Here is a 310-nt window from a genome sequence, read left to right as displayed (position 1 = left end):
TGAGTGGAGCCTCAGTCAGAAGCACTGGGTGCTCCTCAGGAGCAACACGCAATTCATTGTAAAATGTGTGATGCCAGATCTTTTCCATGTCATCCCAGTTACTAACTATACCATGCTCAATTGGGTACTTCAACGTGAGAATACCTCTCTTGGACTTTGCTTCGTAACCAAAATATTCATCCTTCTGCCCCATCCCTACCATGACACCAGTGTGGCGAGGACGACCAACAATGCTAGGAAAAACAGCCCTTGGTGCATCATCTCCAGCAAACCCAGCCTTGACCATTCCAGTGCCATTGTCACAGACAAG

1 protein-coding gene is annotated in these 310 nt (G+C 47.7%); it reads right to left on the bottom strand.

The window, feature by feature from the left end:
- Positions 1–286 (bottom strand): acetate and sugar kinases/Hsc70/actin family protein (locus L9G74_RS23990; protein ID WP_238898551.1); only part of this gene is annotated, 286 nt, incomplete at its 3' end.
- Between the last annotated feature and the right edge of the window lie 24 nt (positions 287–310).

This window comes from Shewanella electrica (genome assembly GCF_022321485.1).
Taxonomy (GTDB): domain Bacteria; phylum Pseudomonadota; class Gammaproteobacteria; order Enterobacterales; family Shewanellaceae; genus Shewanella; species Shewanella electrica.
The sequence above is the reverse complement of the archived record's forward strand: the minus strand, read 5'-3'. Positions and strand labels throughout refer to the sequence as shown.